The organism is Rheinheimera sp. 1928-s (assembly GCF_029269265.1).
In the GTDB taxonomy this organism is placed as follows: Bacteria; Pseudomonadota; Gammaproteobacteria; order Enterobacterales; family Alteromonadaceae; genus Pararheinheimera.
Genome location: NZ_JARIXP010000005.1, coordinates 102,506 through 128,387, shown reverse-complemented (window position 1 = coordinate 128,387; position 25,882 = coordinate 102,506). Strand labels below are relative to the sequence as shown.

At 47.3% G+C, this 25,882-nt stretch carries 21 protein-coding genes; 12 read left to right on the top strand and 9 right to left on the bottom strand.

Annotated features, from left to right (window positions below):
- Positions 1-102: 102 nt before the first annotated feature.
- Genes P3C17_RS13530 through P3C17_RS13505 form a run of 6 tightly spaced genes read right to left on the bottom strand, consistent with a single transcriptional unit; the run spans position 103 to position 6,898 of the window.
- Positions 103-1,746, bottom strand: coding sequence for a BatD family protein (locus P3C17_RS13530; RefSeq protein WP_300929943.1), 1,644 nt, complete (start codon positions 1,744-1,746; stop codon positions 103-105).
- Positions 1,728-3,566, bottom strand: a complete 1,839-nt coding sequence (locus tag P3C17_RS13525) for a VWA domain-containing protein (RefSeq protein ID WP_300929942.1) — start codon at positions 3,564-3,566, stop codon at positions 1,728-1,730. The genes P3C17_RS13530 and P3C17_RS13525 overlap by 19 nt, the downstream gene beginning before the upstream one ends.
- Positions 3,556-4,548 (bottom strand): VWA domain-containing protein, encoded by a 993-nt coding sequence (locus P3C17_RS13520; RefSeq protein WP_300929941.1) that lies wholly within the window; start codon positions 4,546-4,548, stop codon positions 3,556-3,558. Before P3C17_RS13520 ends, P3C17_RS13525 begins: the two co-directional genes overlap by 11 nt.
- On the bottom strand, positions 4,548-5,006 hold the full coding sequence (locus tag P3C17_RS13515; protein ID WP_300929940.1) for a DUF4381 domain-containing protein: 459 nt from the start codon (positions 5,004-5,006) through the stop codon (positions 4,548-4,550). Before P3C17_RS13515 ends, P3C17_RS13520 begins: the two co-directional genes overlap by 1 nt.
- Positions 4,993-5,934 carry a DUF58 domain-containing protein gene (locus P3C17_RS13510; protein ID WP_300929939.1) on the bottom strand — a complete coding sequence of 314 codons (942 nt, stop codon included), beginning with the start codon at positions 5,932-5,934 and terminating at the stop codon, positions 4,993-4,995. Before P3C17_RS13510 ends, P3C17_RS13515 begins: the two co-directional genes overlap by 14 nt.
- 10 nt (positions 5,935-5,944) lie before the next feature.
- Positions 5,945-6,898 (bottom strand): MoxR family ATPase, encoded by a 954-nt coding sequence (locus P3C17_RS13505; RefSeq protein ID WP_233078250.1) that lies wholly within the window; start codon positions 6,896-6,898, stop codon positions 5,945-5,947.
- A 211-nt stretch (positions 6,899-7,109) separates the two neighbouring features.
- Between P3C17_RS13505 and fadI the strand changes: the two genes are divergently transcribed.
- The 5 genes from fadI (at position 7,110) to P3C17_RS13480 (ending at position 13,842) form a co-directional block, all read left to right on the top strand.
- The gene (gene fadI, locus P3C17_RS13500) at positions 7,110-8,420 is read left to right on the top strand and encodes an acetyl-CoA C-acyltransferase FadI (protein WP_300929938.1); all 1,311 of its coding nucleotides are present in this window, start codon (positions 7,110-7,112) and stop codon (positions 8,418-8,420) included.
- The gene (gene fadJ / locus P3C17_RS13495) at positions 8,420-10,561 is read left to right on the top strand and encodes a fatty acid oxidation complex subunit alpha FadJ (protein WP_300929937.1); all 2,142 of its coding nucleotides are present in this window, start codon (positions 8,420-8,422) and stop codon (positions 10,559-10,561) included. Before fadI ends, fadJ begins: the two co-directional genes overlap by 1 nt.
- 240 nt (positions 10,562-10,801) lie before the next feature.
- The gene (locus P3C17_RS13490) at positions 10,802-12,895 is read left to right on the top strand and encodes a S9 family peptidase (RefSeq protein WP_300929936.1); all 2,094 of its coding nucleotides are present in this window, start codon (positions 10,802-10,804) and stop codon (positions 12,893-12,895) included.
- Positions 12,896-13,065: 170 nt separating this feature from the next.
- The gene (locus P3C17_RS13485; protein ID WP_233078246.1) at positions 13,066-13,257 is read left to right on the top strand and encodes a hypothetical protein; all 192 of its coding nucleotides are present in this window, start codon (positions 13,066-13,068) and stop codon (positions 13,255-13,257) included.
- A gap of 237 nt (positions 13,258-13,494) precedes the next feature.
- Complete coding sequence (locus tag P3C17_RS13480; protein ID WP_127023839.1) at positions 13,495-13,842, top strand: DUF413 domain-containing protein; 348 nt, start codon at positions 13,495-13,497, stop codon at positions 13,840-13,842.
- A 115-nt stretch (positions 13,843-13,957) separates the two neighbouring features.
- On the opposite strand, the gene P3C17_RS13475 is transcribed toward P3C17_RS13480, so the two are convergent.
- The gene (locus P3C17_RS13475; RefSeq protein ID WP_300929935.1) at positions 13,958-16,153 is read right to left on the bottom strand and encodes a GGDEF and EAL domain-containing protein; all 2,196 of its coding nucleotides are present in this window, start codon (positions 16,151-16,153) and stop codon (positions 13,958-13,960) included.
- 96 nt (positions 16,154-16,249) lie between these two features.
- Positions 16,250-19,021 (bottom strand): insulinase family protein, encoded by a 2,772-nt coding sequence (locus tag P3C17_RS13470; RefSeq protein ID WP_300929934.1) that lies wholly within the window; start codon positions 19,019-19,021, stop codon positions 16,250-16,252.
- 172 nt (positions 19,022-19,193) lie between these two features.
- On the opposite strand from P3C17_RS13470, the gene sixA reads away from it, so the two are divergent.
- On the top strand, positions 19,194-19,685 hold the full coding sequence (gene sixA / locus P3C17_RS13465) for a phosphohistidine phosphatase SixA (RefSeq protein ID WP_300929933.1): 492 nt from the start codon (positions 19,194-19,196) through the stop codon (positions 19,683-19,685).
- Here sixA and smrB read toward each other — a convergent pair.
- Positions 19,669-20,205: an endonuclease SmrB gene (gene smrB, locus P3C17_RS13460; RefSeq protein WP_300929932.1), complete on the bottom strand. Its 537-nt coding sequence runs from the start codon at positions 20,203-20,205 to the stop codon at positions 19,669-19,671. The genes sixA and smrB overlap by 17 nt on opposite strands.
- 35 nt (positions 20,206-20,240) lie before the next feature.
- Between smrB and prmB the strand changes: the two genes are divergently transcribed.
- The 6 genes from prmB (at position 20,241) to P3C17_RS13430 (ending at position 25,823) form a co-directional block, all read left to right on the top strand.
- Complete coding sequence (prmB, locus tag P3C17_RS13455; protein ID WP_300929931.1) at positions 20,241-21,194, top strand: 50S ribosomal protein L3 N(5)-glutamine methyltransferase; 954 nt, start codon at positions 20,241-20,243, stop codon at positions 21,192-21,194.
- A gap of 55 nt (positions 21,195-21,249) precedes the next feature.
- Positions 21,250-22,347, top strand: coding sequence for a chorismate synthase (gene aroC / locus P3C17_RS13450; protein ID WP_300929930.1), 1,098 nt, complete (start codon positions 21,250-21,252; stop codon positions 22,345-22,347).
- Between the two features lie 119 nt (positions 22,348-22,466).
- Positions 22,467-23,630: an MFS transporter gene (locus P3C17_RS13445; protein WP_233009772.1), complete on the top strand. Its 1,164-nt coding sequence runs from the start codon at positions 22,467-22,469 to the stop codon at positions 23,628-23,630.
- 46 nt (positions 23,631-23,676) lie between these two features.
- Positions 23,677-24,834 carry an ATP-NAD kinase family protein gene (locus tag P3C17_RS13440; RefSeq protein WP_300929929.1) on the top strand — a complete coding sequence of 386 codons (1,158 nt, stop codon included), beginning with the start codon at positions 23,677-23,679 and terminating at the stop codon, positions 24,832-24,834.
- Between the two features lie 2 nt (positions 24,835-24,836).
- Complete coding sequence (locus P3C17_RS13435; protein ID WP_300929928.1) at positions 24,837-25,115, top strand: YfcL family protein; 279 nt, start codon at positions 24,837-24,839, stop codon at positions 25,113-25,115.
- Positions 25,116-25,202: 87 nt separating this feature from the next.
- Complete coding sequence (locus tag P3C17_RS13430; RefSeq protein WP_300929927.1) at positions 25,203-25,823, top strand: FKBP-type peptidyl-prolyl cis-trans isomerase; 621 nt, start codon at positions 25,203-25,205, stop codon at positions 25,821-25,823.
- Positions 25,824-25,882 lie beyond the last annotated feature (59 nt).

Sequence of the window (25,882 nt, the reverse complement as noted above, 5' to 3'; positions counted from 1 at the left end):
TTGTTGTAGTTATAAAGTGGTCGCATGCTATCAATAGCTTTGGGTAACAGCCAGTTTTTTAAGTCAGACAAACAAAGCTTCGCTGCCAATTACGGCCGACTTTTACTCAGGGTACAATTCTGGCAGTGCAGATTTATCACTTGTCTTTTCCAGTGATAACTTAGACCAGCAAATCCATAACATTTTGCCTTGCCAGCTTTGCTGATTTTTTTGATACAGCTGCTGATTCAGCAATTGTAATTGCTCGGTAAAGTTTTGATCTTTGCACCAGAGTGCTAATTCGGTCAGTGAAGCCGGTGTTCTGCCAAACTGTTGCTGAGCCCATAACATCAGCCACTGTCTTGTTGCGCCCGCGTCGTTGTTATGACAAGTCAGCTGCAGTTTTTTCGGATTGGCTCTGGCAGAACCTGAATTGTGCACCATAGCTTTTGTTACACCGGCTCTTTTTGGTCTGAACCAAACTAATGCAAGCACGGAGCAAAGCCAGAGTACTGCCAGTACTGAGCTGGTGTAATTCCATTGCCATGGATTGTGTTCTGCAGCTGCCGTAGTCAGTCCTTGTGTCGCTGGCACCACCACAGCTGCGCTGCCTTGTTGCGGCAGTTCAGGATTCACCTCTACCGTTAAACGTTTTTCCGGCAAGGTAGCGTAATGCACTGAATTGGTTTTTTTGTTCCACCAGGGCAGCTTTACTTCTGGCAAAACCAGTTCCCCGGTTTTGTTGGCAACTACTGCCATGCTAAATACTTTTTGTGACACCAGGGTGCCATTACGCTCCGCTTGTTTGGCTTGTGGCTGTTCTTTGTAAAGTTTTACGCCATCAGGTGCATTCAGTGGCAGGTCGGGCAACTGGTGTTCAGCCACATCCAATGCAGTTAATGTAATAGTGCGGGTGACTGGTTCGCCTTGAGTTAACTGTTCTGTGGCTGGACTCCATTCTTCATTTAAGCTGACTAAATCTGCGATCAGCCAGTCGCCTGGAAAGTTATCCGGCTTGGCCGCAACTTCAATAGTTAAATCATTGGCTGTGGCGCTGACCGCTTTGGTTTGAGCGAAATAGTCATAACGACCTGAGTTTCTGTCGAGCATTTCGCCGCTGAGTGTCGAGCCTGGCAGCACAAAAGTACCGCTGCGTTCTGGGATGATCCGGTATTTACGGCTAAAAGTGCGGTAGCGTTCGCCGTTAACTAATTCGCTGCCTTCTTTGTCTTTACCCAGTTGTTCTATGCTCAGGCCATCTACTTTAGGTTCGCTGAGTGAACCCCGTTGTAAATCGCCCTGAAAAAAGATTTTTACGTCCAGGTAGGCCAGCTGCTGCACATAAAGTTGTGTGCTATCCAGACTGCTTTGTAAAAACAGCTGTGGATCGTTAGTCGTTTGTGTCTGTGCCGAGCCTTTTATGACTTCGACTTCGATAGAGGAGGAGCTAACGCCTTCAATCTCAAAGGATGGAATAGTAAAAGTACCACTTTGTTTTGCTTTAAGCAGCAGACGCCAACTGGTGGTGCGGCTGGCCTGACCGTTGATGATTTGCATTTGCTGGCCCATAGAAGGGCCTTGCACAATAAAATGTTGGTCCAGTACGGAGAAATCAGGTTGCTGTGCCACCTGATCGTCAGCGACCAGTTCCAGTACAGCCGTTTCACCCAATAACAACGGGTTTTTATCCAGGGAAACTTTTAGCTCAGTCAAAGCCCAGACTGGACTACTTAGTATTAAAAACAAGCCTAACCACTGCTTWACCATTCTTCGACAACTCCGGCTGGTGGTTGATCATAACGACGTTTTTGATATTCGAGCGCCATTTTACGGCGTAATAACAAAGAAGGATCGTCCTGTACTTTGCGTAATAAATTATCCAGTTGCTGACTCTGTTCGGCGTTGGCATTAGGCCAGGCTTCAGAAATCGCTTTGTGTTGCTGTTCCTGCTCTTCCTGCTGTGCAGCAGCCTGTTGTTCTGCTTGTTCAGCAGCTTGTTGCTGCTGCTCTTGCTTTTGCTGCTCGGTTTGACCTGGCGGCTGATCTTTTTGCGAAGCCGCATCATCGGCTTGCTGAGCAGACTGTTGCTCGGAAGATTGCTGTTCAGATGCTTGTTCGTCAGATTGTTGTTTTGACGATTCTGCACCTTCGCCCTGATCGTTGGATGATTCGCCTTGCTGCTGATCCTGGTCTTCGCCTTCACCTTGCTGCTGGTTTTGTTGCTGCTGTTGTTGCTCCAGTGCTTTTTGAACCACATCTATGTTTTGTTGGGCTTTATCAAGCGCCGGGTTTTTAGCCAGAGCCTGCTGATAGGCCTCAATGGCCTCTTCATATTTTTGCTGTTGCGCCAGACTATTACCAAGGTTATACAACGCATCAGCATTGTCCTGTTGACGATAAGACTGCTCAGCCGCGGGGTAATCTCCGGCTTTATAGGCGGCGTTGCCTTTCCACAGCGGGTCGTCAAAGTTTTGCCAGGCATCGCTGTAATCCCCTTGCTGATAAGACTGCTGTGCTTTTTGGCTTTTGGTCTGCCACAGATCATTCCATTCAAAGGCTTCTGCTTTGGGCAAAAACAGTACCAGTACAAAGACAGTCAAAGCGCCGCGTTTATGCAGCCACAACGCCAGAGGTAGCAGTAACCAGACCAGATAAACAGCGTTGTCTTGCCATTGATCACCAAAAAGCTTTTGTTGCTCTTCGCTATCAGCTTTTTTATCCAGAGGTTTTAGTGCCAATAAAGCGTCAATATCACTGTCTTCAGAACCCGCCACAGCAAAAACACCTGAACGTAGTTCAGCCAGCTGTTGTAACTGTGTCAAAGGAACCCGGGGTAGCACTATAGCGCCCTGACGGTCTTTTAATAACTCACCGTTACTTAACCGCACCGGCGCACCTTGGGTGGTGCCAAAGGCCAGTACAGATAAACGATGCGGCCAGTTGTCCATCAAATCACGTAACCGAGGGTAATCAGCGGAAGCAAAGCCGTCGGTAAAAAGCACCACGTCTCCTTGCAGATAACCGCCTTGTTTGAGTAGTTGATCGGCCAGTAGCAGGGCGGCTTCAAGGTTGGAACCTTGTACCGGCATAATGTCGGGGCTGAGTTCAGGCAACAGCAACCGGACGTTATTGTGATCCTGAGTTAAAGGCGAAATGACAAAAGCATCGCCGGCAAAACTGACCAAAGCCAGCTCCCCTTCTTTGACGCCATCGATATAGTCCAGGGCTTTAAAGCGGGCCAGGGTTAATCGGTCAGGCGATAAGTCGGTTGCACGCATCGACATCGACATATCCATCAGAATCACGGTGGCTTTTTTTAGCTGAAACACCGGTTGTGGTAAACGCTGCCAGCTCGGGCCAGCCAGAGCAATTACGCTAATCAGCCAGATGATCAGGACCAGCCACAGCACAGGTTTTTGCTGTTGTGTGGCTGGCACTGTCAGTAATTCTTTTTGCAGATGCGGTGCTATCCAATGTTGCCATGCACTTTGTGGCTGACGTAGTTTGGCAAACAAAACCCAAATCAACACAGTGGGCAGCACTAACCAAAAGTACTCCGGCCTTAACCAATGAAAATCAGCCCACATTTTTTATTCTCCCTGCAAAGCGCACCTGACTTAAGGCAAGTAACACAGAACAAAACAACGCCGCTAATAAAGGCCAGTGCAACAGGCTTTGCTGCGGGCGATAGCTGATTTGGTCGCGCTCAATAGGTTCTAACTGATCCAACAGTTTGTATATTTGTGCCAGTTCAGCCAAATCGCGGGCGCGGAAATACTTGCCACCGGTTTCTTCTGCAATACGGGTCAGCAGCACTTCATCTAAATCTTGCGACGGGTTGATTAACTGACGGCCAAAAATGCTTTGTTGCACCATTTGTTCGGCTCCAACACCTACGGTGTACACCTTGACTCCGGCAGCTTTGGCCAGTTGCAAGGCTTCCATAGGTTGAATAACACCTGCGGTGTTGGCGCCATCACTTAACAAAATCAGTACTTTGTTTGAGGTTTCATAAGTATTCAGCCGTTTCACTGCTAAGCCTATGGCTTCACCTATGGCGGTACGTTCGCCGACCAGACCCCGCACAGCTTCATCCAGCATGGTTTGAATGGTAGTTAAGTCATAGGTTAAAGGGGTTTGTTGATAAGCGGCATCGCCAAATAAAATCAGACCAATGCGGTCGCCTTTGCGTTTTTGAATAAAGTCGCTGACGACCAGCTTCACGGCCTGCAGTCTGTCTATGCTCTGGCCCTGATGCTGCATATCACTGATTGCCATAGAGCCGGATAAATCCAGCGCCAACATCAGATCCCGACCTTGTTGTGGCAAGGTGACGGTTTGTCCCAGCCATCTGGGTTGAGTGGCCGCCAACACTAAAAAACACCAACAGAGTAAAGCCAGTAAGGTTTTAACAGAGCGGGGTGCTTTACTTGTCAGGCCATGAGTCTGGCTACTGGCTTTGATCAGTGCTTTGTGTGTTAAAGGGCTGCCTTGCTGCTGTGTTTTACGTCGCAGCAACAAAGGCAAAGGTAATAGCAAAAACAACCAGGGGTAGCTGAATTCAAACATCAAAGCCGCTCCAGCTGTTTGACAGAAACTATATGCAGCCACTTTTCAGCAAATTGCCGATAAATGGTGAAATCAGCCTGATCCGATGCCGATTGATACAGCACTTTCTGTAAATCAGGCAAAGGCTGTTGGGGCAATTGTTGCTGTAAAAACTCCTGCCAGTGTTTCACAGGTGCAGACAACACAGTATGGCCAGGGCTGTAACAGCGGACCAGACGTTTCAGTAATTCGTTGAGCTCAGCGCTCTGATCTGGCTCTTTAATCAGCCGTAATTCTGCTTTGGCTTGACGCAGGGGCAAGGCTTTTTGCCATTTTTTCCAGAAAAAACGAAAGCCATAGGCCAGCAGTACAATAAGCAGCACTGCAAGCAACCACCAGCCCGGAGCCGGCGGCCAGAAGGTGTTCAGCATCGGCTCCTGAATATCAGCCAACGCCAGTTTGGGTTCAGTGTTCGCCATCAGGCCAACTCCTGTTTAATTGTTCAATCAAAGGCAAGGCTGCACTTATTTCTAAATAGCGACAGTTGAGCTTTTTTAAGTTCAATTGCAAAGCCTGTTGCCACTGGTTTTGCTGTTGCTTGTAACTGTCTTTTAAAGCGGATGAACCTAAATCCAGAGTTTTCAACTCCACACCATCTGTCACTGCCGCTAAACCAGAAGCAGACAAGGGCAGTTGCAAATCCAAAGGATCGGTAATATGCACACAACGAATTTCATTATGCTGGCGCATGGCCTGCAAATGGCGCAAGCCTTGTGCGTCAAGTGCGCTGAAATCTGAGATCACAAAAATAAGGGCACCTGGACGGGCTAAACGTCGCATTAAACCCAAAGCATGGTTAATGTTGGACTCTGCCGCCATGCCCTGATGTTGCTGCACTTTAATCAGTGCATTTAAGTAACGTAATACGGCCTGGCTACGCGCTGCAGGCTTAAGCTCCAGCAATTGCTGCTCACTGAAGACCAAGCCACCCAATTTATCGCCGGTTTCACGCACATGCCAGGCCAATAAGGCGGCTAAATGCGCTGCCTGTACCGACTTGAGCAGCAGTTTTGTGCCAAAACGCATCGACTCAGATAAATCGGTCAGGATAAAAACTGGCCGCTCTTTTTCTTCGCGAAATAATTTGGTGTGTACTTTGCCGGTGCGGGCTGTAACACGCCAGTCGATGGTTCGCACATCATCACCAGGTTGGTAATGCCGTACTTCATCAAACTCCATACCCCGGCCTTTACTGCGGGCCAAATAGGAACCAGCCAGCTTACTTTGAATCGCCATTTTGGGGGCTAAATCCAGCAAGGCATGATGACGCTGGTAGGCCAACAACTGCGGCAGATCCAGATGGATACCGTCTGTGGCCAGTTGTTGTAATTGAAGTTGGGTATTCATCAATGGCGCATCAGGCAACAGGAACCAATTTTAAAATCTCTCTGAGCACATCATCTGTGCTTAAACCCTGAGCTTCGGCATCGTAAGTTAAAATTAAGCGATGACGTAACACATTAAAAAATACAGCCTGAATATCATCCGGCGTAACAAAGTCACGGCCTTCTAACCAGGCTTTCGCACGGGCACAACGTTCCAGTGCAATACTGGCGCGTGGGCTGGCACCATAAGCTATCCATTTCGCCAGTTGCTCGCTGTAGGCGGCGGCATTACGGGTTGCCATCACCAACTGCACTATATAGTTTTCCAGGCTCTCGGCCATATGCAGTTTTAAAATGTCCTGGCGGGCGGCAAAAATATCAGCCTGGCTGATAGGGCTGAGTTTGGCTTTTTCATGAGCTAAAGCCTCACCCCGGGTTAAACGTAAAATAGCCAGTTCAGTGGCTGCATCCGGATAATCCACTTTGAGGTGCAATAAAAAACGGTCCAGCTGTGCTTCAGGCAAAGGATAAGTACCTTCCTGCTCCAGCGGGTTTTGAGTTGCCATGACTAAAAACAGCTCGGGCAGGGCATAAGTTTTGCGGCCTACGGTAATTTGTTTTTCCGCCATAGCTTCTAACAAGGCCGACTGCACTTTAGCCGGTGCACGGTTAATTTCGTCCGCCAGAATAATATGGTGAAACAAAGGGCCAGCCTGAAATTCAAATTGCCCGGTTTCAGGACGGTAAATATCTGTGCCTGTTAAATCGGCGGGTAATAAATCCGGCGTAAACTGAATGCGGTGAAAACGACCTTCTACGCCGTGTGCCAAAGCGTTGACCGCTCTGGTTTTGGCTAGGCCTGGTGGGCCCTCCACCAGCAAATGACCATTGGCCAATAAAGCCAACAAAATACCTTCCGTCAGCGCATGCTGACCTAAGACCTGGCTGTCCAGATAGTCTTTTAAAGCGGAGAATGCCTTTACCATAATACTCACTACTGTTTTTAAGTTATTGTCGTCAGCTATTGTTGTTTATTTTCCAAGCAGTTAGCTCAAAAAAAAGCTAGGCTAAGACCACTTGCTTTTATATAAGGTTCAAGACGTTTTAAAACAAGTGTTTTAATTTGCCTAATCTCTGGTTACAATCGAAATTATCTACAGGTCAGACCTGTCACGAGTCACACTAAGAGGATTGTCCATGGCTGCGCCACTACAACTTACCACACGTCAAGGAGACCGTATCGCCATAGTGCGTGGTCTGCGTACTCCATTTGCTAAACAAGCCACCGAATTCCATGGCGTCTCAGCGCTGGAACTGGGCAAGCTGGTCGTCAACGAACTGCTGATCCGTAGCGAATTGTCGCCCAAGTTAATAGATCAATTGGTTTTTGGTCAAGTTGTACAAATGCCGGAAGCACCAAACATTGCCCGTGAAATCGTATTAGGCACTGGCATGAATGTGCATACAGATGCCTTCAGCGTAACCCGTGCTTGTGCTACCAGCTTCCAGTCTGTGGTGAGTGTGACCGAAAGCATGATGGCCGGAGTGACCGAAATCGCTATTGCTGGTGGTGCAGACTCAAGCTCTGTTTTACCTATTGGTGTCAGCAAAAAATTAGGCCGTGCTTTAGTCGATTTAAACAAAGCCAAAACTTTTGGTCAGAAGCTGGCRATTTTCCGCCGCTTAGGTTTAAAAGATTTATTACCAGTACCGCCAGCAGTGGCTGAATACACTACAGGTTTGTCGATGGGCGACACCGCTGAACAAATGGCCAAAACCCATGGCATCAGCCGTGCTGATCAGGATGCGATGGCGCACCGTTCACACAGCTTAGCGGCGCAAGCCTGGAAAGATGGTTTGTTAAAAGATGAAGTAATGGCCGCTCATATTGAGCCGTACAAAACCTTCCTTGAAATTGACAACAATATTCGTATGGATTCCAAACTGGAATCATACAGCAAGTTAAAGCCTGTATTTGACCGTCAGTTTGGTACTGTCACAGCGGCCACCAGCACCCCTTTAACAGACGGTGCTTCAGCTGTATTGATGATGACCGAAAGCCGTGCTAAAGCCATGGGTTATGAAGTGCTGGGTTATATCCGCAGCTATGCTTTTGCCGCTATTGATGTATGGGAAGATATGCTGATGGGCCCGTCTTATGCGACACCTATTGCTTTGGATCGTGCTGGTCTGAAACTGTCTGACTTAACCCTGATTGAAATGCATGAAGCTTTTGCCGCTCAGGCGCTGGCCAATATGAAAATGTTTGGCAGTAAGAAATTTGCTGAAGAAAAACTGGGCCGCGCTGAAGCCATAGGTGACATTGATATGGCGAAATTTAACGTCATAGGTGGCTCTTTAGCCTACGGCCATCCTTTTGCTGCTACTGGCACCCGTTTAATTACTCAAACCTTAAATGAATTAAAACGTCGTGGTGGTGGTATTGGTTTAACCACAGCCTGTGCAGCCGGTGGTTTAGGCGCTGCCATGATAGTGGAGACTGAATAATGAGCCAGCCGACTCTTGATCCAAAGCCGACTTTTAGTTTAAGTATTCGCCCTGATCAAATAGGGGTGATTAGCATGGATGTGGCAGGCGAGAGCATGAATGTGCTCAAAGCTGCTTTTGCTGATGAAATTAAATCTTTGCTCAGCGAAATCAAAAACAATAAAGACATCAAAGGGTTAGTCATTATTAGTGGCAAGCCGGATTCCTTTATCGCTGGTGCTGATATTTCTATGCTGGATGGTTGCACTACAGCACAGCAAGCCGAAGACATTGGCCGTATGGGCCAACTGGTATTTAACCAGCTTGAAGCTTTATCTATTCCTTTAGTGGCTGCTATTCATGGTCCTTGTTTAGGTGGTGGTTTAGAGCTGGCCTTAGCCTGTCATGCCCGTGTTGCGACAACAGACAACAAAACTGTATTGGGTTTACCTGAAGTGCAATTGGGCTTATTGCCCGGCAGTGGCGGTACTCAGCGTTTACCTCGTCTGGTTGGTATTCAAAAAGCTTTGGATATGATTTTAACCGGCAAGCAGCTGCGTGCTGCTCAGGCGAAAAAAATCGGTTTAGTGGATGCAGTAGTGCCTAAAAGTATTCTGCTCGAAGCCGCAGTGCAACTGGCGCTTAAAGGCAAACCGGCAGCGCGTGAAGTCAAACTGAACTTCGTCGGTAAAGTGTTGGAAAAAACACCTTTTGGCCGCGCCATAGTGTTTAGTCAGGCAGAAAAACAAACTTTAGCCAAAACCCATGGCAATTACCCGGCACCGCTGAAAATCCTTAAGGCGATTAAAGCCGGTGTAGACGGTGGTTTTAATAAAGGTCTGGATGTGGAAGCTAAAGCTTTTGGTGAGCTCTGCATGACCAACGAGTCGAAAGCCTTACGTTCATTATTTTTTGCCACCACTCAGATGAAAAAGGAGACTGGGGCAGGGGATGTGGTGCCACGTAAAGTGCGTAAAGCAGCTATTTTAGGCGGTGGTTTGATGGGCGGTGGTATCGCCAATGTCACTGCTACTAAAGCAGGTGTGCCGGTGCGGATTAAAGACATCAGCCAGCAAGGTATTTCCAATGCAATGAAATACAGCTACAGCCTGCTGGAGAAAAAGCTGCGTAAACGTTTTGTCACTAAGACTGAAGTGCAAAAACAAATGTCTTTGCTGACAGGCACCACAGATTACAGCGGTTTCCATGATGTGGATTTAGTAGTTGAAGCTGTGTTTGAAGATTTAAATTTGAAGCAGCAGATGGTGGCTGATATCGAAGCTAATTGCTCAGAACACACTGTGTTTGCCAGCAACACCAGTTCATTGCCTATAGGTCAGATCGCAGCCAAAGCGGCTCGCCCTGAAAATGTCATTGGTCTGCATTACTTCTCTCCTGTGGACAAAATGCCACTGGTGGAGGTCATAGCCCATGACAAAACCTCGGCTGAAACCATTGCCACTACTGTGGCTTTAGCCCGCAAGCAAGGTAAAACACCAATAGTTGTCAAAGATGGCGCAGGTTTTTACGTCAACCGCATTCTGGCGCTGTATATGAATGAAGCGGCCAATCTATTGCTTGAAGGTGAACCAGTAGAAGCCTTGGATAAAGCGCTGGTGAAATTTGGTTTCCCTGTTGGTCCTATTACTTTGCTTGATGAAGTGGGTATAGACGTAGGCGCTAAAATATCCCCAATACTGCTGAATGAATTAGGTGAACGTTTTACTGCGCCTGCTGCCTTTGACCGTTTATTGGCGGATGGTCGAAAGGGGCGTAAAACCGAAAAAGGTTTTTATCTATACGGCGCCAAAGCCAAAGGTAAAAAGCAGGTCGATGCTTCGGTTTATACCGTACTGGGTTTAAATCCTGCTCCTAAACTCAATGGCGATCAAATAGCGCTGCGCTGCGTGGTGCAAATGCTAAACGAGGCAGTACGCTGCTTAGAAGAAGGCATTATCAGCAGTGCCCGTGACGGTGATATAGGCGCCATCTTTGGTATCGGCTTCCCGCCGTTCCTGGGCGGCCCGTTCCGTTATATCGATCAGATGGGTGCTGCCACTTTAGTAGCGCATCTGCGTAGCTTTGAAAGCCGTTTTGGTACACGTTTTGCCCCAAGCAAGCTGTTACTGGAAAAAGCAGAACAAAATACCACTTTCTATTAAGCCATCCTTTGCCCCTGAAAAGGCTGCTATCTGTCCGATAGCAGCCTTTTTTATTTCTCTTTGCTGCTGTTTTAACACGGTTTTGTTTTGTTACATCTTATTCGTCGCATAAGTTGCTGCTGTGGTGGTGGTAAAACAGCTGCTGTGTTAACGTTTTGTTGTTTTTAATCACTGAATCCACACAAAGAAAGAGAGAAAAACATGCCTAATCCGATCCGTATCCTTGGTTATGGAGTTGCCATGCTTACCAGCATCCAATTGATGGCGGCTATGCCATCAACCGCGCCTGTCGCGCCAACCAAACCCTATGTGGTTCAATCAGAAAACGGGGACAGACAAGATCCCTATTATTGGCTGCGGGATGATAAAAGACAGGCACCAGAAGTACTGGCATACCTGAATGCTGAAAACCAGTATTACCAGCAGTATGCCGATCAGTACAAAACACTGAACAAAACGCTTGCTGATGAAATTATTGGCCGGGTGAAGCAGGATGACAGCACTGTCCCTGCCATCAAAGGGGACTATTCCTATTACACCCGCTTTGAGCAGGGCAAAGAGTATCCTATTTATGCCCGTAAACCTAAAGCTGGTGGCGCTGAGCAAGTGATGCTGGATGTAAACAGCATGGCAGAAGGTAAAGACTTCTACCAGATAGGCAACTTTCAGGTCAGCCCTAATCAGCAGTTATTGGCGTATGCAGAAGACACCACAGGCCGTCGTAATTACAACCTCAAGGTACGGGATTTACGCACAGGCAAAGACTTACCCACTGTGATTACCGGTGCTGAAGCCTCTTTGGCCTGGTCAGCTGATAACAGTCAGCTGTTTTATATTGAAAAAGATCCACAAACTTTATTAGGCACCAAAGTGCGCCGCCATACACTAGGTCAGGATCTGGCTAAAGATGAGGTGTTGTACGAAGAAAAAGACAGCAGCTTTTATATGGGCGTGGGCAACAGTGCTGATGATCAGTTTGTGGTGATTTGGCTTGGTAGTACAGTGTCCAATGAGATGCTGGTGCTGAAAAGTGATGATAAGTCTGGCAAATTTACCTCCATAGCACCACGTCAGCGCGATTTTAAATACGAAGTTGAGCATATCGATAATCGTTGGGTGATCATGACTGACTGGGATGCGCCTAACTATAAGTTGATGACAGTGAATGATGACCAAATAGGTGATCGCAGCCGCTGGCAGCCGTTATTGGCTCATAACCCGGATGTATTTATTGACTCATTCCAGTTATTTACCGACTACCTGGTGATTAATGAGCGCAGCAATGGGTTGGACAGGGTGCGTTTGATGCCATGGTCTGATTTAAGTAAAGCTGTGTATGTCGAATCAGATGAAGCCGCTTATGTGGCAAAAACAGATAACAATCCAGAACAAAACAGTCTTTGGTTACGTTACCGTTATACCTCGTTAACCACTCCGCCTTCTGTGTACGAAATGCATATGAAAACAGGCGAAAAACGTTTGTTGAAAGAACAGGAAGTCTTAGGCGGCTTTGATAAAAACAATTATCAGACCGAACGTGTCTGGGCCAAAGCAAAAGATGGCACCAAAATTCCGGTTAGCCTGCTGTATAAAAAAGGCCTGAAAAAAGATGGTACAGCACCTTTGTATCAATATGCTTATGGCTCTTACGGTATTTCCAGTGCACCGTCTTTTCGCAGCACTGTGATCTCTTTAGTTGACCGTGGTTTTGTGTACGCCATCGCTCATATTCGCGGTGGTCAGGAAATGGGGCGTGCCTGGTATGAAAACGGCAAGTTATTGAAAAAAATCAATACCTTTACTGACTTTATCGACGTCACTGATTATCTGGTCGCTGAAAAATATGCAGCTAAAGATAAAGTCTTTGCCWTGGGCGGCAGTGCCGGCGGTCTGTTAATGGGTGCTATAGCCAATATGGCTCCGGAGAGATACCGTGGTCTGGTGGCCCATGTACCTTTTGTTGACGTGGTCACTACTATGCTGGATGAATCTATTCCGCTGACGACCAATGAGTTTGACGAGTGGGGCAATCCAAAACAAAAAGTTTATTACGACTACATGCTGTCGTATTCACCTTATGACCAGGTAAAAAAACAGGCTTATCCGGCCATACTGGTGACTACAGGTTTACATGACTCCCAAGTGCAGTATTTTGAACCGGCGAAATGGGTTGCGAAGCTGCGTACCGTCAAAACCGATCAGCAGCCTTTACTCTTCCGCACCACTATGGAAGCAGGCCATGGTGGTAAATCCGGGCGCTTTTCACGTTTAATTGAAGTCGCGGATGAGTATGCTTTTATTTTGTCTTTGTTACCTGCCACACCTAAGTCTTAATTCAACACTAAAAAAAGCGGCGCAGGCTCGGTGAACTGCGCCGCTTTTTTTTTCTGCTGGCCTGACTCAGGCTTTCGTCGCATTTGTAGTCATTTTCTGCAGTCAGTGCTAGCGCTGTCTGGTATAGTGCCGCGGTTTTTTTAAGCAGAAGTACCAAGCAGGAGTTCGGTGTGGTTTTTATCCTGAGTCTTTTTTGTCTGAGCAGTGTCAGTGTCTATATTGCGGCGTTACGGGCTGGTATGGCCGCTAAACGCTGGGCTTTGGCTGCTTTGTGTTTGGGGCCTCTGGTGCTTCCCTTGTTTCATAATCATAAAAGACTGACGCTACGCCGCGCCTTTGGCCGCTTTTCAAATTTCTTTTAGCATTGATCCTGCCTGGTATTCATTACGTATCAAAATTTGCAATTTGGACGGATTAAAAGGGTTATTCGTCAAATAGTTGCGATTATTTTCTGAGCAAAATGCGTCTTCCGAGGCATTACAAAATCATTTCTTTTGACAAAGCAAAATTTTTGTTTGACGAGTCTGATTTTGTTTACCATACTGCGCACAGTTTGATTCGGATAGCTGTAGATACAACAAAATTAGAGGAAAAAAGTGATGCAGCAAAGTTTTGTCGCTAATCGTCGCTTTTTCGATGACCAGAATTTCCCTAAGGGATTCACCAGGTCCGGGCGCTTTACTCTGGCAGAGGGTAATCTGCTGGAAAAACATGGCAACGCCATGCAGGAACTGGAAGCAGGCTCACGCCAGCCAGTCAATGAAGAAGAACAACGTTTTATCGCTGTTTGCAAAGGCGAACAGGAAGCAGCCAGTCAGTATGAAAAAGTCTGGTTGAAGTACAAGCAACGTTTGCAGGAAAAACGCAAATTTCATACCGTATTTGGTAAGAAGCGTATTGCAGATGGTGGGGAAGACTTCTCGTTTGTAGATAACGACGCAGATTAAAAAGTAATACTCTGAAGAGAGGGTTAGCTCAGATCCAGTACTTGGTATTGGATCTGGACTAACCCTTTTTTGTTTTGTGTTATGGATACTTTCTTGCTAAAGGACCAAGACCTTTTTAACCCGGCACTGCAGTCAGTTTTGGTTTTTGCTGTTTCTGTTGTTTTAAGAACAAACCAAAATCATGAGCCGACAAAGGCTTGCTGTAGAAATAGCCCTGAATAATCTCACAGCGCAGCTGCTTGAGCTGTTGTAACTGCTCAGCTTGCTCTACCCCTTCCGCTACTACCGTCAGGTTCAGGTTGTGCGCTATGGTGACTATAGTGTCCACCATATTGCGGCCACGAGCCGTATTCATATCGTCGATAAAGGCTTTATCGATTTTTAAGGTGTTCAGCGGAAACTGTTTTAAATAAGCCAAAGAGGAGTAGCCGGTACCAAAGTCATCCATCGCCAGATGAATACCACGGGCGCGCAGCTTTTTCATGGTATCGATCGCCAGTGTTGGTGACTGCATAACAGTACCTTCAGTGATTTCCAGTTCCAGATGATAAGAGGGCAGTTCAGAGCGCTGCAGAATGTCATCTATCTGCTCACATAAAAACGGCAACATAAACTGCTTGGCAGATAAATTAACGGCGACACGGCCATGAAACAAACCCATATCTATCCAGCGTTTGACGTCTTCGCAGGTTTTTTGCAAAACCACTTCACCAATTTCAAGAATTTGGCCTGTTTCTTCTGCCACCGGAATAAAAGAAGCCGGGCTGATTAAGCCTTTTTTGGGAGTGATAAAACGCACCAAAGCTTCCATACCCACCAGTTGACCTGTGACTATGTCCATTTTCGGCTGATAAAACACCGTGAAGTAATCTTCTTTTAAGCCGTGGCGGATCAGGTTTTCCACTTGCAGTCGTTTGACTGCAAGTTTGTTCATCGAGTCATTAAAAAACAGGTAACGGTTGGCGCCTTCGTGTTTGGCATGGTACATAGCCGTATCCGCGTTTCTCAGCAGCGCCTGAGGGTCGTGGCCATCTTCCGGATACAAAACGATGCCAATACTGCTGGTGATCGCCAGTTCGTGCTGCTCGATAAAAAAGGGCAGGTTAATTTGTTTCAGTAAGTCTTTAGCCAGACTGGTAATACTGTGAATATCGTTGGTGTTCTCCAGCAGCACTGCGAATTCGTCACCCCCTAAGCGGTATAACTTTGCTTTAAAGCGGGTGAACAGGCTTAAACGCTCGGATAATTTGCACAATAAGGTATCGCCGAGCTCATGGCCAAGTGAGTCGTTAATTTTTTTGAAGTTGTCTAAATCGAATACCAGAAGTGCATGCTCTACCTGTTCCCGCACCAGTTGAGTCAAATGACTGGAAAAACGTGCTCTGTTGGGTAAGCCTGTTAAGGTGTCTGTGTCTGCCAAACGATTTAGTTCGGCTTCGCGTTTTTTCCGCTCGCTGATATCTGAAACCACACCAACAAACTGCTGCACCTGACCCAGTTCGTCTTTAATCACATCAAAACTCAGCTCAGCCTGAAACAAGTCGCCGTTATGGCGTTTATCTTCAATTTCACCAGCCCAATAGCCTTGCTCCAACAACGCCTGACGGATTTCATGTAAAAACCGGGCTGGGTAGAGACAAAGTTCAAATACGCTATGCAACACCGATTCACGGCTTTTGCCTGTCATGCTGACAAAAGCAGGGTTGACTTCCAATAACGCAAAATTAGTGTCACATACCATTACAGCATCAGAGATATTATCCAGACAGCGGGCAAATAAGCTTAAACGCTCTTCGGTTTCTTTTAACTGCTGAATATTTTTTAAGGTGCCGGTCATCCGTATTGCCTGACCTTGTTCGTTTAATTGCACCACTTTGCCTCTGTCCAGTACCCAAAGCCATTGGCCATTGGCGGCTTTAATTCGGTAACTGGATTCAAAAATAGGCGTCATGCCATGCATATGTTGCTGCAAAGAACTGGTGACTCTTTCTACATCCTGTGGATGGATCTCAGAACGATTCGGTGGAAACTGCTGGCTGTCACCTGGTTTCTCCAGAGGTTGATGCCAGGAACTGGATCGGTACAGCTGGCCTGCCTGCATATCCCAGTCCCATAATTCATCGCCGCTGCCCCATAACGACAAACGTAAACGCTCTTCACTTTGTTCCAGTTTGGATTGATAACGTCGCATCCGCACTATACTCAGATGAGCCAGCGTCAGGGCGACTATAGAAAGGGCGGAGATCACTGTCAGCACATAAGGTTGCAACTGCTCCCAGCCTGCAGCAAATACAGGCAAGGGCGCAGCCATAACAAGGCTCAATGGCAGCAATAAAACAGGAGTAAGGCGCACAGTCAGACTTTTTTAATGGATGTCAATTCACGTTAACCAATGTTGTACGCACTGTCAAAGCCATTCCGACAATAAAGGTAATTTCTCTAATAAATTGAACGGGTTTTGTTCAGTTAAATGACTGTGGTCCGGTTTATCTCCTGTAGCCAGAAAAATAGCATCGTAGTCCGGCGCCAATAACTGGTAAAAAAATGCGATAAAATCGTTCAGACTGAGTTGTTCCAGTGCCCGCTCTATCTGTTCATTTAAATCAAACTGATGGTCGCCCTGGCCTATGGCAAGCCAAAGCCGTTTTGCTCTGGCACCTAAGCTGCTGTCGCGCTCTTTAATTTGTGTGGCCAGGCCTTGTTTCATCTGTACGAACTCTTCTTCATCCAGCTCTTCAAGCTCTGACAGAAAGTTTTTGTAGAAGGCCAAAGTGGCTTTGTATAAATCAGCGCATGAGGCCGCAGGGCTTTGGATATAAAAGGCGATGCCGGGCAACAGATTCATTGGCACATAGCCTGTCCCCACCAGATAACCCAATTGCTGTTCTGTGCGCAGCACATGGAAGTATTCCGGAGAGAGTAAATGATTGGCCAACATAAAAAGCGCCATATCCACTGGCCGCTTTTGCCGTGATGGTAAATAAATCACCAGCGCCTGATCACTGTGTTCAACAGGCACTTTCACCCACACAGGACCTATCCCCTGAGTGTTGTAGCGCTGACGAGGCAAAGCTTCACCTTGTTGCTGTTCTGCAAGCCAGGATTTTAAAGCCTGACTTAACTGCTCTGGGTCTTCTTTACGCCAATTGCCCAGCATAAAAGCTTCCAGATGAACGTGTTTCAGCAGTTGCTGGTGAAACTGTTTAAAAGTGCTGAAACTTTGTTGCTGTAAGGCTGCTGCCAGTTGATCAATATCCGGGTTCAAAGGCTGTAACAAAGACGACAGCTGGCTGAATAATTTGGACACAGGTTTATTTTTACTGTGATTTTGCCAGTGCCGAATTAACTGGCGTTTGATTTCATCAAAACGTTGTTCATCAAACTGGCAAAAGGCCATCTGAGCCAGTAAGTCAGCGACTAATTTAATTTGATTTCCTGCTAAACCGCTGCTGTGCAAACTGATGCCGTTATGCTGCACATGTAAATGATAAGTCAGGCCAGCTGTAGTTGCGGCATAAAAGCTTTCGTTGATCTGATCCTGAAACAACTCCAGCCACAAACGGCTGCAGGCCATCTGACTCACAGAACCAATGCAGTTTGGTAAATTCAGTTGAACAAAAATATGGCCTTTTGGGGTTTTAAAGTCAGTGTCGGCTTTAAACCATAATTTAAAGCCGGTTTCTTTCGCCACTAACACAGGTTTGGCCATATGATCGGTATCGGCCAGCAAGTTGAGCTCTGTGACCAGATAGGGATTACTTTGCGGCAGATGACTGCCTTCTGGCACTTTGGCGTGCAGGTAACTGTTCATCCTGCTTTGTTGTAGTGGTTGCACACTATATGGCGTCTGATACCAGCGTGCTTCCCGGTTGGCTATAATTTCAGGGGCAATAAACATCACCCTCATATTGTCTGGTCTGAAATGTCCCAGCAGTTCGCGGTATAAAGCTTCAGGCGGCAAGTCCATACGATAGTCACCATAGACATAATCATCCACCGGATAATGCTGCATATTGACTGACAAATCGCAGGCTCCCTGCAAAGCTGTGCTTGGCTCCTGATACAAATAGCTCCACTGCACTAAGCGCTGACGTTCCAGAAACAAATGCTCCGGGAATGGCGACTGACGCAGCAATTGCAACTGACCAAACAAAGCTTCAATAATGTGCTCTTTGGCAGATACGCCTTGTTCTGTCAGCTCAAACGACAAAGTGAAATCTTTGTAGTTGCTGCCATCTATACCTCCGCCTGCACTGAGCTGATTCACCCAACCGTTGTCTTTTATAAAAGCCAGTAAAGAGCCAGGACCTTCGTCACCTAATAAATGCGCCAAAAAAGAAATCAGTTTGTATTTGTACCAGGGCTGGATATCGGGCAATGCAAAGCTGGCAACCAGCCGTTGGCTGAATTTGTGAGGTTCTATATCCAGTTGCAGGGCTTGATGTTCAGCCAGATACAAAGGCTGCGACAACGGGGCTTTGGCACAAACCTCATTGGGTAAGGCATCAAAATACTGATGAACCAGCTGTTCCAGTTGTTGCAAGGGGAATGGAGAGACCAGACATAAGCTCATACGGCGGGTGCCATATTGGCTTTTAAAAAACTGCTGCACCGCCTGTTGCAGGCTTTGATCTGGGGTATCACACAAGGTCAGTAAATTACCGACTGAAAACTTGGCAAAAGGGTGGGCAGGATTCACAGTTTCTTTGTGAACCTGATAAATCCTTCTGCTGTCGTCTTTGAGTTTGAGTGAAAACTCGGCTTCAATGGCCTGTCGCTCTTTTTCAATGTAGTCGGCGTGAAACAACGGCGCGCGAAACATATCGGCAAACCTGTCCAGAGCCTGCTCAAAGTAGTCTGTGTCTATATCAAAGAAAAAGCTGCTGTGCTCAGTACCTGTCCAGGCATTGTGGCTGCCGCCATGATGATTAATAAAATGCTGATATTCACCGGCGTCCGGATATTTTTCAGTGCCCAAAAACAGCATATGCTCCAAAAAGTGCGCTAAACCCTGTCGTTCGGCAGGATCGTCAAAATGTCCGACGTTAATTGTCAGGGCTGCAGCACTTTTTTCTGCGTCTTGTTGATGCACTAAGAGTACAGGCAGATCGTTGGCTAAAGTGAGCGCCAGGTACTGACGCTTATCGTTAGGGCTTTGCATTAACTGGCTTTTTTTCAATTTATGCCTCGTGACGGGAACCCTGAAAATACGGAATGCGAGGGTTCATCATAGCGATTAGGAATATAGTAACGCAATTTTATGCTTTATTAGCAGTTACTGTCGGCATTAACTTTCATTATCATAGCGCACTCTTTTCGCGAGCGTCGCGAAGTTGTAACTGGTAGCAACAATGGTTAATTTGGTTATTATGCGGCACGGTGAAGCTGAACCGCAGTACTTGAGCGACAGTGAACGACAGTTAACAGCAGCAGGTCAGGCCGAAGTCAGTGAAATGGCAGAATGGCTGCATCACCACTATAGTGCATTTGACCGGATTTTCTCCAGCCCTTATCGCAGGACTGTGCAAACCGCCGCAGTTTTAGTGCAAAAAGGGCTATCGAGCCATGTTGTTGAACTAAATACAGATCTGGTGCCTGAAGGTAATGCTCAGTTAGTGGTCGATTTTCTTGACATGCTGTATGCCGAAAATCCGCAGGCGAAAATCCTGTTGGTGTCCCATATGCCACTGGTCAGTTTTTTGGTGGAAGCTTTTACCCGCAGTGGCCAGGCGCCAATTTTTGATACTGCAGGTGTGGCTTGTATTGATTACCATCAGCACAGAGGAATGTTATTGGAGTATGCCTGCCCCAGCATGATCCATCTGGTTAAGTCGGTGTCCTGAGCAATACCAGCAAAGCACCATCCCGGCCCCATTCTGTTGGGGCCGTATGAAAAGCCCGCACATTGGGGTGCTGTACCAGCCAATTCGGTACTCTTTTTGCCAGAATGCCCAAACCTTTGCCGTGCACTATGCAAGCGCAGTTTAAATGTTGTTGTTCACAATAAGCCAATAAGCCAGCCAGTTCAGTTTTGGCCTGTTGTTGGGTTAAACCATGTAAATCCAGCACCACGGCCGGGCGGAATTCTCCGCGCTTCAATTGCCGGGCTAAGGTTGGGTCGTCGCCCGTCTGAACAAAAGCCAGGGTAGAGCCGTCGCTTAAAAAACCTTCGTACTGGTCGGAAAAGTAAAACAAATGGCTATCTGGACTGCTATTTGTTAAAGTGGCGGCCATTCTGACCTTGCCGGGTTGGCGGGCAAAAGGTATCTTGTCCTGCTGCAAGGGGCGTGCGCCTGTTACCGAGTCACGGAACAGCTGTTTTTCATCATCTGGAAGATCTGGAGCTGGTGTTTTTTTTCGCATGCCCGAAGTCTAACCAATCAGTAGAGTAAAACACAATGACAGAGCATCAAAGTAGCCATCTGACTGCGGAAATTATCGACGAAGCCATCCGCCAGCTGCATTCCATCCACGACTGGTTACGCTGGTCTGTCAGCCAGTTTAATAAAGCCCATATTTATTTTGGCCACGGTACCGACAATCCATGGGATGAAGCAGCCTTATTGCTGGCTCATAGTCTGGATATGGCGCGTATTACTGAAAACCTGTTGCCTCTGCGTATGACCAGCACTGAAGCCAAAGTTTTTTGTGATCTGTTGCTGCAACGCATTGAACAACGAATTCCGGCCGCTTATTTAACTCAGCAAGCTTTTTTCTGTGGTTTGAGTTTTTATGTCGACGAGCGGGTGTTAGTGCCACGTTCTCCTATAGGCGAGCTGATTAACCGAGGCTTCGAGCCCTGGTTTAAAGAACATGAACCGGCACGTATTTTAGATTTGTGCACGGGTTCCGGTTGTATTGCTATTGCTTGTGCTAAACAGTTCCCGAATGCCGAAGTGGATGCTCTGGATATCAGTGAAGAAGCGCTGGATGTCGCAATATTTAATATTGAACAGCATGAGCTGGAACATCAGGTGTTTCCTATGTTGTCTGATGGCTACAATGCCATCAAAGGCCAAACTTACGATTTGATTGTGACTAATCCGCCTTACGTCGATGCTGACGATATGGCCGACTTACCGGATGAATACCATCACGAGCCTGAATTAGGTTTAGCTTCTGGCCACGATGGTCTGGAATTGACTCGCCGTATTTTGGCTGAAGCTGCAGAGCATCTAAACGACGGTGGCTGGCTGATTTGTGAAGTGGGTAATAGCATGGTGGCGCTGCAAGAGCTGTATCCGGATTTGCCCTTACAATGGCTGGAATTTGAACGTGGTGGTTTAGGTGTGTTTGCCATCAGCAAAGCTGATTTGGTGAAACATCAGGATAGTTTTGAAGTACAGTCTTGAAACACAGTTTAAAAGCTTAATTTTCAAAAAATACAAAGATACGCAGGGGTGAATGATGTCGGGTAATTCTATAGGCCAACTATTTAAAGTGACCACCTTTGGTGAAAGCCATGGCCCGGCCATTGGTGGCATAGTGGATGGTTTGCCGCCTGGCTTAAAGCTCGATTTGGAGCAAATTCAGCTTGAGCTGGACAGACGCAAACCCGGCACTTCACGTTACACCACAGCACGTCGCGAAGACGATATCGTCAAAATTTTATCTGGCGTGTTTGAAGGCTATAGCACAGGCGCATCCATAGGCTTGTTGATTGAAAATACTGATCAGCGTTCACAGGATTATTCAGCCATTAAAGACTTGTTCCGTCCAGGTCATGCGGATTACACCTACTGGCATAAATTCGGTATTCGCGATTACCGTGGTGGTGGCCGTTCATCCGCCCGTGAAACTGCGGTTCGAGTGGCGGCAGGTGCTATCGCCAAGCAGTACTTAAAGGCTAAGTTTGGTATCGAAATTCGTGGTTATCTGGCGCAGCTTGGCCCTGTGAAGGCACAAAAGCTGGATTGGGATCAGGTCGAGCAAAACGCTTTTTTCTGTCCTGATGTCGATGTGCTGGAGCAGTTAGATGAGTATATGCGTCAACTGAAAAAAGACGGTGATTCAGTTGGTGCCCGTATTAATGTAGTGGCGTCCGGTGTGCCTGTAGGTTGGGGTGAACCTGTATTCGACCGGATTGATGCAGATATCGCCCATGCCATGATGAGCATCAATGCCGTCAAAGCCGTTGAAATTGGCGATGGTTTTGCTGTGGTAGAACAGCGTGGCTCGACCCATCGCGATGAACTGCGCTTAGAAGGCTTTAGCGCTAATCATGCTGGTGGCACTTTAGGTGGTATTACGTCGGGTCAGGATATTAATGTCAGTATTGCGTTAAAACCTACCTCCAGTATCAGCATTCCCGGTAAAACTATTACCACCAGCGGTGAAGAAACAGAAATGATCACCAAAGGCCGCCACGACCCTTGTGTCGGCATTCGTGCAGTGCCTATTGCTGAGGCGATGCTGGCGATAGTGCTGATGGATCATTTCCTGCGCCACAGAGCACAAAATGCTGATGTGGTCGTCACAACACCAGATATAGCAAGGCAGCCGTAGTATAGGGTCAGAGCTTAAGCTCTGACCCTTTTATCTAAGAACCAAACAGATTTGTGTTTTCAAATGTAATTTTGCTCTGTCCTTTATAACTAAGGGGTCAGAGCCAAGGCTCTGACCCCATGAAACTTGCCACCACCCCAGCCCTGGGACTTGCTTACTTTGCCTATTTTGCTGTGTTGGGCATTTTTGTACCTTACCTGCCGATGTTTCTCGATGGCCGCGGTTTTAATTCTCACGATATAGGTTTGCTGCTGGCGATAGTCACCACCACTCGTATTATTGGCCCGAGCTTGTGGGCTATGGTAGTGGAGCGTAAAGGCGATCCAATCAGCGTTATGCGCTTTGGCGCTGTGCTGGCGTCCATTGGCTGGCTCAGCAGCTATGTTGATCTGGGTTATTGGCCTTTGGTATTTGGTCTTGGTTTATTCAGCTTATTCTGGACTGCGATTTTGCCTCAGTTGGAAGTCAGTGCTTTTCACTATCTGAATAATGACAGTAGCGTTTATGGCCGGGTGCGCAGTTTTGGCAGTGTGGGTTACATAGTGGTCGTCATGCTGGGTGGGTTGTTGTTGCAATATTTTGGCTCCGAATTCTTACCCTGGGGCGCGACGGTTTTTCTGGCTTTGCTGCTTGGCACTTTGTTTTTACTTCCGTCTTTTACGATGAAAAACACCGAAGGGCAGCAGTCTATCCGCTTCAGAACTCTGTTTAAGCATCCGGTGTTTTTACGTTTTATGGCTGCGACTTTTTTAATGCAAATCAGTTTTGCGCCTTTTTACGGTTTCTTTATTTTGTATTGCCGCGATTTAGGCTACAGCGGTGTCACCTCTGGTTTGATGATAGCCCTGGCTGTACTGGCGGAAATTATCGCGTTTTTTTATGCAGGCAAAGTGCTGAACCGCTTTAGCTACCGTGTTTTGTTGACCTTTTGTTACGGCCTGACCATAGTACGCTGGTTGATTGTGGCTTATCTGGCAGAGCACTGGTATTGGCTGGCGTTTAGTATGTTGTTTCATGCAGCCAGTTTTGCCTTGGCGCACAGCTGCGCTATGCAGTTTATTCAGAGCTTTTTTGCACCAGCGCAGCGCAGCCGGGGCCAGGCTTTGTATGCTGGTGTAGTGTATGGCGGCGGTGGTGCTATAGGAGCTTATTGTGCCGGGGTACTATGGGCTGACGGACCAGGCGCTACTTTAACTTTTGTCAGTGCTGCAGTGGCGGCTTTAGGCGCCACCTTAATGGCCTTTTCTTTGCCAAAAACCTTGCGACAACAGCAAAACCTTTAGCGCAGTATTGAGTTCCTGCTGGGCATTGCAGGCGTAAAAGGCTACAATGCGGCGTTTTTTTTACGCTGTAGAGGGTGTTGTGGCCAGTCTGTTTCGTTTAGGTTTAATTATCAATCCTGTAGCCGGAGTAGGTGGTGCTGTCGCGCTTAAAGGTAGCGATGGCGTAGTGGAGCAAGCTCTGGCATTAGGGGCTGTGCCTCAGGCACAAAATAAAACCGCTTTGGCCTTAGAGCAGTTGTTACCTCTGAAAGAGCAGCTACAAATACTGACGGTTGCTGGCGCTATGGGCGCTGATTTATTGGCATCTTTAGGATTTCATTATCAGATCTGTTATACGCCAGAATCCAGCAAGACCTCTGCAGAAGATACCGAACAAGCTGCTACTGCCATAGCAGAGCAGGGCGTGGATTTGTTGTTATTTGCCGGTGGCGATGGCACAGCCCGCAATATCTGTGCTGCGGTCGGCGAGCGAGCTACTGTGCTCGGTGTGCCAGCAGGTTGTAAAATTCACTCCGGTGTTTATGCCATCAGCCCTTCGGCAGCTGGTAAAGTCATAGCCCAGCTAGTCAAAGGCGAATTAGTCACCTTAACTGAAGCCGCGGTGATGGATATAGACGAAACCGCCTTTCGCCAAGGCATAGTGCGCGCTAAACGTTTTGGTGAAATGCGTATTCCAGCCGAGCTGCGTTATATCCAAAGTGTGAAAAACGGCGGCAAAGAAGCAGAAGAGCTAGTGCTGGATGATTTAGCGGCCTACATAGCAAGCACCATGGACGATGACGTGCGTTATGTGATGGGCTCAGGCTCTACTGTTGCCGCTGTGATGAAAGAACTGGATTTGCCTAATACCTTATTAGGCGTAGACGTGGTTGAAAATGGCAGGCTGATTGCGTCCGATGTCACAGCCACAGAGCTGCTGGCACTGGTGCAGGATTACCCAAGCAAACTGGTGATCACCTTAATAGGCGGGCAGGGTCATGTGTTTGGCCGGGGGAATCAGCAGTTAAGCCCTGCTGTTATTCGCGCCGTGGGCCGCGCTAATATTTGTTTAGTCGCCACGAAGACGAAATTACAGCAGCTTGAAGGCCGGCCTTTATTGGCTGACACTGGGGACGCAAGCCTTGATCAGCAATTACAGGGACTGATCCCTGTGCTGGTCGGTTACAACGATTATGTGATGTACAGACTAGGTCTGGAGGAGTAAAAATGCAGGACGTTCAGGCCTATATTCAGCAGGTTGCCCATTTTTTAGATGCAATGGTGCAACAAGCCAGTGATGATGAATTATTTGCCGGTGGTTATTTACGTGGCCATTTTGATTTAGCTGTGGGCCGTTTAGAGCTGACAGAGCAGCAATTTGAGCGCGCTGAACTTGCGGGCACTGTACAGCAAAGTCTGGATTTGGCCATTGCCGGTGGTGAGCTGACAGAGCAGGATCAACACTTAGTGTTAGGTCTATGGCAGCAGCTACAACAACTTTCGTGATCTGATGATGTATCAGGTTGAAACTGAAGCCGAATTTGATTTGCGCTTCTACAACGCGCTTTGTGCGCCAAACTACAAGTGAACTTTATGTCTACTAAATTTACCAGCTTAGAGCAACACGCCAGTTATGGCATAGGTCTGCAAATGGGTCAGCAACTGGCTGATAACCCGTTTGACGGTTTGGACATTCTGGCTGTAGCCGCAGGTTTAGCTGCTGCTTTCCAGGGAGACGAACCAGAAGTATCTGAACAGCAAATTGGTGCTGCTTTCCAGGTGATCAGCCAGCGTATGCAGGAACAACAAGAAGAACAAGCCAAAGCTTTAGCCGGCGCTGGTGAAGCTTTCCTTGCTGAAAATGCGAAAAAGCCAGGTGTGACAGTCACTGCCTCCGGTTTACAGTACGAAGTATTAGTACAAGGTGAAGGCGAGAAGCCAACTAAAGCTTCTACAGTACGTACGCATTACCACGGCACTTTAATTGACGGTACTGTGTTTGACAGTTCGTACGACCGTGGTCAGCCGGCTGAATTCCCGGTATCTGGCGTGATCGCCGGCTGGACTGAAGCGCTGCAACTGATGCCAGTTGGCACCAAGTTACGTTTAACTATTCCACACAACCTGGCTTACGGTGAGCGTGGCGCTGGTGGCAAAATTGCTCCATTCAGCACTTTAGTCTTTGACGTAGAACTGTTAGCTATCATTAGCTAATTGAATTAAAAATGGGGTCAGATCACATTATTTGCCAGGCAAATAATGTGATCTGACCC